This window comes from Calditrichota bacterium (assembly GCA_014359355.1).
In the GTDB taxonomy this organism is placed as follows: domain Bacteria; phylum Zhuqueibacterota; class Zhuqueibacteria; order JANLFK01; family Oleimicrobiaceae; genus Oleimicrobium.
The window spans coordinates 1-8,899 of the sequence record JACIZP010000366.1 but is presented as its reverse complement, the minus strand read 5'-3'; the positions used below and the strand labels follow the sequence as shown (position 1 = coordinate 8,899).

Here is an 8,899-nt window from a genome sequence, read left to right as displayed (position 1 = left end):
ACTACTGTCGCCAACATGGCGGACGCCACGGCCACATTCTGCAGCGGACCGCAGACCTTCAGGCCGGGACCCTGGAGGGCCAGCCACGCGACTTGTGGGCTGGGACTGGTGGCATCTGGCCCGAGGGACCACACCTGTACCGTATCCACGACATGTACTACCTCATGATCTCCGAAGGCGGAACAAGCTACGACCATTGCGTCACCATGGCCAGAAGTGATTCCCCTTGGGGACCTTTCGAGCCTCATCCCCGGAACCCCATCCTCACCCATCGCCACCTGCCGGGCCATGCCATCCAGGGCGTGGGACATGCGGACTTGGTAGAGACACCTGACGGATGGTGGCTGGTGTGCTTGGGATTCAGGCCACAGGGGGGCCGGTTCCACCACCTCGGGCGCGAAACGTATCTTGCCAGGGTGACCTTTGCCACGGACGGCTGGCCGGTTGTGGGTAGCAACGGCATGCTGGACACGGTGTTCGCAGCCCCCAAGCTGAACCCTCATGCATGGCAGGCCCTGCCATCGCGCGTGGAACTCGACGAAGCCACGCTGGACTTGCGCTGGAACTTTATCCGTAACCCAGATTCGGCGAACTACTCCCTCACTGCGCGCCCCGGCTTTCTGCGGCTGTACGGGGCAGTCGCCAGCCTGAGTGATCCCGCCTCCCCGACCTTCGTTGGCATTCGTCAAACAGATTTTCACTGCCGAGTCACCACCCAGCTGGAATTCAGCCCCCTTTCCGAAAACGACGAAGCAGGTCTTGTCGTACGACAGAACGACAAGTACCACTATGACCTGTTCGTCACGCGCAAGGAGAACAGGCGGCAGGTTGCCTTTCGCAGGGTCCTCGACGGGCAAGTGTTGGAACCGATCGCGCTGATGGACGTGCCAGAAGGGCCGGTCAGGCTGCAGATCGAAGCTGAACCGCTCGTGTATCGCTTTGCCTATGTGTCCGCAGAAGGCATGAGAATCGTCCTTGGCGAGGCGCCCACGCGAGACCTGTCCGTTGAGCGGATCGGGTTCAAAGATGGCATGTGCTTCACGGGTGTCTATTGCGGGCTCTATGCCACCGGCAACGGTCGGGCCTGTTCTGTGCCTGCCGATTTCGATTGGTTCGAGTATTTGGGTTACGATCCGAAGAACTGAAGACTCACGGTGACGCCTTCCCCGACCCCCAGCTCAGACTCAGGTCAACAGGCAGCACCCAGCGCATGAGGCAACACCTCTCTTGCCCGCGGCCTCTGGCCACCTTCGCCGCGAGCTGATCCGGCACGACCAAGCCGCAATGGAGGGTCCGAGACCCCTGCAAAAAGTCATTTTTCTGCTTGACATTGGGAACTCTTTTCGCTACATTCGCGCAAATGATGCAAGCGCACGGCAGGCGGCGCATCACCGGGAGAAACCTCTGAGGCTTTTGCGCGCAACCGCCAAAAGGGTACGCCTACCCTTGGGACCCTCTGGGCAGTGCCAGTTGCTACCAAAGGAGGCGCCACTCGGTCACGTGCCAACGCTTCTTGCTCGACCCGGCTCAGCACATGTGGGACTTTCTGCCCAACAGTCCTCAGAAATGCCTGGCGCTCGGCCCAAAACGACAGTGTAGCCGCATGGTAGCCTGGTAGGTCGCGACACTGGGAGTTGCTTCCCCTCAAGGACCAAACCCTCATCGTCGTGCCACCAGAAAGATTGCGTTCAGCTGCGCACCCAAGCCAAAGGAGGCCACTATGCGCAAGGCGCACTTCCTCCGTCCCAGTGCATCGGTTTGGAGGGCTGTGTGTTTGCTCCTTGTCCTCGGTGCGTCACAAGGACTTGCCCAGTTTGCCGTGGTCTCCACGGTACCGGGCAACGGCGCCACCAACGTCGACACCGCAGCCACGTTCGTGATTACCTTCAATGCCCCGCTGGACACCTCGGCTCGTTTCGCCTGGCCCCGAGACTTCTATATCGGCCTCTCCATGACGCCCGAGCCGGGCGAACCAGATTCCGTCACGCTCAGTCCGGACCTGAGGACCGTGCGTATCCACAATCTGCACCTGTGGCCTGACACCCGCTTCTGCCTCGCCATTCTCGGCGCCCGTAGCTCCACCGGCTCTGTGTTGCAGTTGCCGGTCGTGGTGACCTTCACGACTGGCAGCACTCTGCCCACGGCTACCGTGAGCGGCATCATTACGCTCCCGGGAGGAGATCCGTCCGGGACCGTGGTGGCTCTTTTCTCGGACCTATTTTCTGGCGACGTGCAGGCCATGGCGGTAGTCCCTGGCCTAAGCGGTGCATATATGGCGCAATATGTGCCGCCTGGCAGGTATTGGCCCGTGGCGCTCAAGGATGTGGACCACAGCGGCGACTTCGATCCCAATCCCGCAGCTGACTTGTTGGCCGTCTACGACCCAAATGGCGACGGCGTGGCCGACAGCCTGGTGGTCGACGATGGGGCAACCGTCACTGGCGTAAACATGACCTTATCAACCTTCACAGCGCTTACGGCCAGGCAACGCTACGCTGCTACCGCCGCGCTGGTACGCGGATGGTCAGCCGACGCTGATCTTGTTTGGTTGGCCGCCCCTGACCTCTCGCCTTCCGGCACTGCGCCATTGTGGCTCTATCTGTTCTTCTCGAGGCGAGAGCAGAGACTTTATGGCATCATGGCCAGCTCCTTCTTCCTCGCCCCCTTCCACTGGGACGAGGAGGTGCCGGACACCACTGCTTTGCCGGATAACTGGGTCGACAGCGACGTGGCGGCCGATTCCGCTGAGGCACACGCTGGCGAAGCCTTCCGGCAAGCGAATCCAGATGCCCACCTCTCTGCTTTCCTCAGTCACTTGGAACTCCCGGCCACGCGCAAGCTCGCACGCCTGTTCCCTGAGGAACAAGCTCCGCGTTGGGCGCCGGAGCAACCACGTGGTCTTTGCCAGGCAAGAGTTGGGTCTCTGCAATTGAGCACGTCGCAGAGCTCATTGCGGCTCGGCAGGCCTAACTTTATGGCGACAGCTGCTCCCGTGTGGGCGTTCATGTACCTGTCGGAGAGCACGGGCGAACTCTGGACGGCATTCATAGATGCCGAAAGCGGGCGTTTCCTCGCCGCCTGGCCACCGCCTGTGCTCGTCACTACTGCACGCTTTTGCGTTCCCCTCGCTGAGCAGGCAGCCTTGGCGTGGGCCCAAGATGCCCAACTGGTCTTCTTAGGCACGCACCTCACCAGCCTCAGCCCGTCTGGCCAGGCGGAGATGTGGTTCTATGCCTACCACTCTCCCTCTCGCGACTCGTTGCGGGGGTTCTTTTTTTATGCGGGCATGCTAGTTCTTGAAGGCGAGATACCGCCCCTCCTCTCCCCTGTGCCCTTGCCTGCCAGCTGGGTCGACAGCGATGTGGCTGCGCTTGTGGCCGAGACGAACGGCGGGAGCACCTACCGCGCTACGCAAAGCGATGTGTGGGTGACCGCAATACTGGGAACCGGGTCTTATCCCTCGGATCCCAACCTGCCGGTATGGTATGTCCAATATCTTTCCTCCACCGCCGAGGAGATGACCGTCTTTGTGGACGCCCGGACCGGCAACCTGGTCACCGGCGTGGAGCACGGGAAACCGACTCTTGGGACAGCGGGAGTATTCGCCCTGCTCCCGAACTATCCCAATCCCTTCAATCCCGTGACGACTATCGAATACCACGTGAGGGAGAAGTGTCGGGTCCGGCTGGAGGTACTCGACCCGCTCGGCCGCAGAATCGCTACCCTCCTTGACGAGGAGCAGTCGCCGGGTGTGCACCGCGTTCAGTTCCATGCGGGGAGTCTGCCTTCTGGCGTCTATCTCTGCAGGATCGAGACGCACCAATTCGCAGCGGTGCGCAAAATGGTGATAGTGCGCTGAGCCCATGATCTGTCGGCCAAGAGTTCGCGGCCGGAGCCTCGGATTGGCCCGCTATGGGCACTGGCGGGTCGTTGGCGCTCAATTCCTACCCGCCGAGCTGCGGTGCCGAGGAGGCGCGTTGTAACCGGAAGGCGGTCGAGCGGGCTTGCCACTCCCACGGTGTCGCAGAATCGTAAAGGCTGTTCGCAGCACGACACGCGTTGCGGAAGGTTGGCCGTCTTGGCAACTGGCCGCGCCAGCAAGCGAAAACGGCGCTGTGCCCACGGAGCCGACGGGAACGACACCTTTCGGCTGAGCCACAAAGACAGAGCAGGGATACACAGCGTCGTCTACTGAAAGGTGCGGGCGGCATCGTTAAGCGAGGGTCGCCAGGTACCTGGACGGCCCTCGCTCATCTCCCACCAGCAAGCGCGAGGGAGGAAGCGGGACTCTTGCCCGCACGGCAGCATTGGCTACCGACAACCGGCGCTGGCCGTGGCAAGCTCCCGCCCGACTCGAGGAGAGTTTCGCTAACCGGCAGTCCTGGCGAAAATGCATGTCTTCGCACTGCGAGGGGGGAACCAAGGTCCCGTGTGCGTCTACCGCCCACGGGGTGTATCTCTGTTCCTCCTTGCGGCCCGGAAGGCAGGGCTCCGGAAAGGACTCATTTCCACCTCGTTGACATGAGCCACTTGCCGTCGAAGAGGAAACAATAGACTATGGTGAACATGCTCACAGACATTGTTCTCACGGTTACCGGATTCCAACTGGTCTCGTTGGCCGTGGTGTTGGCCGCGCAAAAAAACGGCCGCCTCACCCCACGCTTGTTGCTCATGGCCTTCCTCTTGACGAAAGCCCTGCTCATCGCGCGCTGGTTTGTTTTCCGCTTCGGGATGGTGCAGCACACCGAGCCCGACTACCTCTTTCGGCTCAGCAAAGCAGGCTTCTTCCTGCTGGCGCCGCTACTTTTCCTATATGTGCGGTCCTTGTGCTACAAAGACTTTAGATTTACCACCAAGACTTCGTTGCATTTCGTCCCGTTTTTCGTCGTGCTTCTCTGCACCCTGGCCGCACTTCGGTCTTCTAATGCGGGCGGTGCCGTGACGTGGTACGACAGGCTTTTTGTCTCACGATTCTACGACGCGTTTTGGGGCCTGAACCTTGTGCAAATTCTCGGCTACATCGCCGCCATGCTCCACACCGTGCGCAGGTATCGTCAAAGGATAAGGAGCGTCTACTCGACTGTTCACCAAATAGACCTCACCTGGCTCCTCTCCCTGTTAGCGCTCATTTCCTTGCACTGGCTCTTCGTGGCCTCCCGCGCAGTCTTGACAGTCGTGGGCATTCCCGAGGGCAACCTGACGGGGATAATCGATCTCTACTCGATAACCATTTTCTTGGTCTTCACCACCATCCTTGTATTCAGGGGCACGGCGCAATTGAAGCTTTTTGCGGGCGTAGAGGAGAAGCCGAAGTACTCGGCGTACAGATTGAGCGAGGCCCAAATGGCACAGCATGCAGAGCGGCTCAGGCGGTACATGGAATCAGAAAAGCCGTACTTGTGTTCGTCCCTGACCATCGACAGGCTTTCGCAAATGCTGTCGATCCCGCGCTGGCATCTGTCCCAGGTAATCAACGAGGTGTTTCACCAAAACTTTTTCACCTTTGTCAATTCCTATCGAGTCGAAGAGGCCAAGCGGTATCTGGCGGGGGGAAATCCCCGACTCAAGACGGTCTCGGAAGTGCTCTATGAGGTAGGTTTCAATTCCAAGTCGGTGTTCAACGAGGTGTTCAGGAAGCACACGGGGCTCACGCCCACGCAATACAGGCGTTTGCACAGCCTGCACGCTTCCGCACGCCAAGGCCAGCCGAGCCATCTCCCCAGTGCGAAAGCCACCTAGAGCTCCCGCTTCCCCATAAGAATTTCCTCTCCGCGCCAGCAAAATAGTCCGACTTTGTAAAGTCGGGCGACGACGGTGCTTTTTCTTTCTACATTTGTGCTGCCAAGGGGCAGAATGCCCGAGGCCCCTGTGAGCTGCGAATCTTGATCGCGGAGAGGAGGCAGTCAGATGAAAACCCGTCGACTATTTTTGCTTTTGCTCGGTGCTGCGACCGGCGCAACCGGGTTCCTGGCGACGGTGTCACCAGCGGGTGCCCAAGAATCTCGCATCTCTTTGCACTATCTGGGGCACAGCTCTTTCGTGATCGCCTTCGACAGCACAATTCACGTGTTGACCGACTACGGCACCTCCAATGCCTATGGTTATCCCAGCCCTATCTACAGCATCGGGACGCTGCGGCCGGATATCGTGACCTATTCCCATCGGCACGAGGATCACTGGGACCCGCGTCGCCAACCGGATAGCGTCAGCTATGTGCTGACGGACTTTGATACGCTGCGCCTTGGCGATCTCTGCATCAGACCTGTGCGCGTGGCGGAGACCTCCGTGTCCCAGAAGGACAACAGCGCTTTCATCTTCTCCTACAAGGGATTCACCCTCGTACATCTTGGCGATGCGCAGGCAAACATCATGAACATTGCAAACCAGGCGAACCGCAACTACCTCCGGCAGATTTTGCCCGCCCGCATCGACCTGCTTCTCATGCCCATCGAAGGCATCAGCCAATTCATCCCGCAGGCGGAGGCGTTCCTTGACTCTCTCCGCCCAAGAAGAGCCATTCCAATGCACTATTGGAGCAAGCAATATGAATCAGAGTTTTTGGCCTATGCAGAAGAGCAACGCCTCTCTGCCGGAAAGGAGTATCAGATCGAACGCCACGCCGGGGCCAAGTACGCCGTGGCGATCTCCGATACGGGCATTTCCCAGGTCAGCATTATCAGCCTGAACCCCTTCCCCTTTTCTGGCTTCACTCTGCCCGACATCCGATTCGAGCAAGTGGCCGTGGCCGACAGTGAGGGCAACAACAACGGTCGAGCTGACGCCGGAGAGACGGTGCAGTTGGTAGTAGGCCTTCGCAACCTGTGGGTCAACGCCACGGACGTGACCGCGCGCCTTAGAGCCGTCGATCCGGACATCCAGCTCGGCAATATCACCTCGTTCTTTGGCAACATGACCTTTGAGGAAAGAGCATCGAATAGCGCGAATCCGTTTTCTGTTTCGGTGAGCGCCGATGCCAGCCCGCACTACGGCACGTTCTATTTGGACATAAGCGCCGAGAATGGGTATGCGAAGGTCGACAGTTTCCGTCTTGTCATCGGCACTCCGACTGTGCTCTTGGTTGACGACGATGACGGAAAGGCCTACCAAGACGTCTACGCCAGCATCTTCATTCCGGATCTTTGGGAAGTTGCTGCCAAAGGCTGCCCGCCCCTTGAGCTGCTTAGGACCCACGAGGCAGTGGTCTGGGTCACGGGCGATGACCGACGCACAAGTCTCACCGCCGAGGAGCAATCTGTTCTTGCTGCTTTCCTGGACCAGGGCGGAAGGCTCTTGCTCTGCGGACAGAACATCGCCTACGACTTGGGTGGGGACGGTTCCACAGCCGACTCGGTCTTTCTTGCTGACTACTTGTGCACGGCGTTTGCCTCTGATAGCTGCAACGCGACGGCCGCCGTCGGAGTCCCTGGCGACCCGATCGGCGGCGGCATGGTCCTTGCGCTGGCCAAGACTCCGGTGGGCGAAGGAGACCTCGCCGCACCTGACGTGATTCAGGCTCTGCCGCCTGCCACGCCCATCCTCAAGTACGTGCCGGGCAATGGGCCCGCCGGACTGAGATATGAGAAGCCGAATACTGGCACACGTCTCGTCTACCTGGCGTTCGGCATCGAAAAGGTCACTGGTCCCAAACCAAGTGTGGCGTCGGAGCTGGTGGAAAGGATTCTCCGCTGGCTTACGGGCAGCACAGCGGTTGAGCTGAGAAAGGGCACAGATGGCGCCCCGCGGCTCTTTTTCCTGGAACAAAACTATCCAAACCCGTTCAATCCCGCCACGACCATTCACTACTCCTTAGCTCACGCGGCGTTTGTGACCTTGAAGTTGTACAACGTGCTGGGCGAAGAGTTGCTGACCCTGGTCGAAGGCCTCCAGGCTGCGGGGGAACATGACGCCGTCCTTGATGGCAGAGGTCTCCCCAGCGGAGTCTACGTGTACCAGCTCCGGACGGGCACCTTAGCGGCGACCCGGAAGTGCCTCGTACTCAGATGATGCCGCGCCCGGTCATCTGTGGAACGCCGACCTACGTCGCTCTTGCCCTCTCGGTACAGCGGTCCGGACCAGTATCGTGGCTGTGGGGAGGAAAGACAGGGCTGGATGCGCGGCCGCCGTATTTCCGCCCAAGGAGCTGCGCGTCGCCCGACCCCCCATTTTTGGGGAGCCTCGGGGAGAGTAGTGCAGGGAAGACTACATTTGGCATCACATCCCGACCTAAATGGTGACTCCGCGCACCTGGAGGGCAGCCAGCCGCAGGCTCTTCGCGCGGGGACGGCAGCTCGTGAGCCGACCACCTTAGGGCTCCCGCGACCTTCCGGACGGGCTGTGTGCACCACAACCCCAAGGTGCCACAAGATCCCCTTTACGCGCGGTCCCGATGAAGGCTGCCTCATGGGTTCTGTGTGATGAGCGCGGGGTGCCACGAGCCGCCAGGTAACGGTTGGCCATCGGGACGGCACCCTTCGCACCTCGAGCGTTGGGCCAACCCGGTGACCAGGCTCCTTCAGATGAAACGCGCCCCATCCCGCGCTGGGACCAGATGCGAGTTCTTGAACGCCGATGTGCAATCACTGGGGGACGAGTCTCTAGATGCCCTATAGCTGCCCCACCGAAAACTTCCTGGCTCGCCCTGTCTGCCTGAGATCAAATGACCTCATCGGTCGGAGGTGGTCGCCTCGGCGCCACGAAAACAGGATCAGGTGCCGCACCTGCTTGCCTGAGTGTCGGCGGCAAAGGTTACCTGGAAAGGGGGCTGTGGCGTCACCAATGTCTTGGCAACGGTGCCGTGCAAACAGGGGTCAGTTCTCCCCTTGCATGGCGCCTATCTGGTGAGGGGTATTCCGGGCTCCCGGGACGCAGCCCTGTTGGCCCTGCCTTTGCCGCATCGGAA

The 8,899-nt window shown here is 60.2% G+C and carries 4 protein-coding genes; all 4 read left to right on the top strand.

What is annotated here, in order from left to right; translation table 11 throughout:
• On the top strand, positions 1-1,145 hold a 1,145-nt coding region (locus tag H5U38_15300; GenBank protein ID MBC7188391.1), incomplete at its 5' end, for a family 43 glycosylhydrolase.
• 629 nt (positions 1,146-1,774) lie between these two features.
• The gene (locus H5U38_15295) at positions 1,775-3,859 is read left to right on the top strand and encodes a T9SS type A sorting domain-containing protein (GenBank protein MBC7188390.1); all 2,085 of its coding nucleotides are present in this window, start codon (positions 1,775-1,777) and stop codon (positions 3,857-3,859) included.
• A gap of 698 nt (positions 3,860-4,557) precedes the next feature.
• Complete coding sequence (locus tag H5U38_15290) at positions 4,558-5,739, top strand: helix-turn-helix transcriptional regulator (GenBank protein MBC7188389.1); 1,182 nt, start codon at positions 4,558-4,560, stop codon at positions 5,737-5,739.
• Positions 5,740-5,907: 168 nt separating this feature from the next.
• The gene (locus H5U38_15285; GenBank protein MBC7188388.1) at positions 5,908-8,004 is read left to right on the top strand and encodes an MBL fold metallo-hydrolase; all 2,097 of its coding nucleotides are present in this window, start codon (positions 5,908-5,910) and stop codon (positions 8,002-8,004) included.
• Positions 8,005-8,899 lie beyond the last annotated feature (895 nt).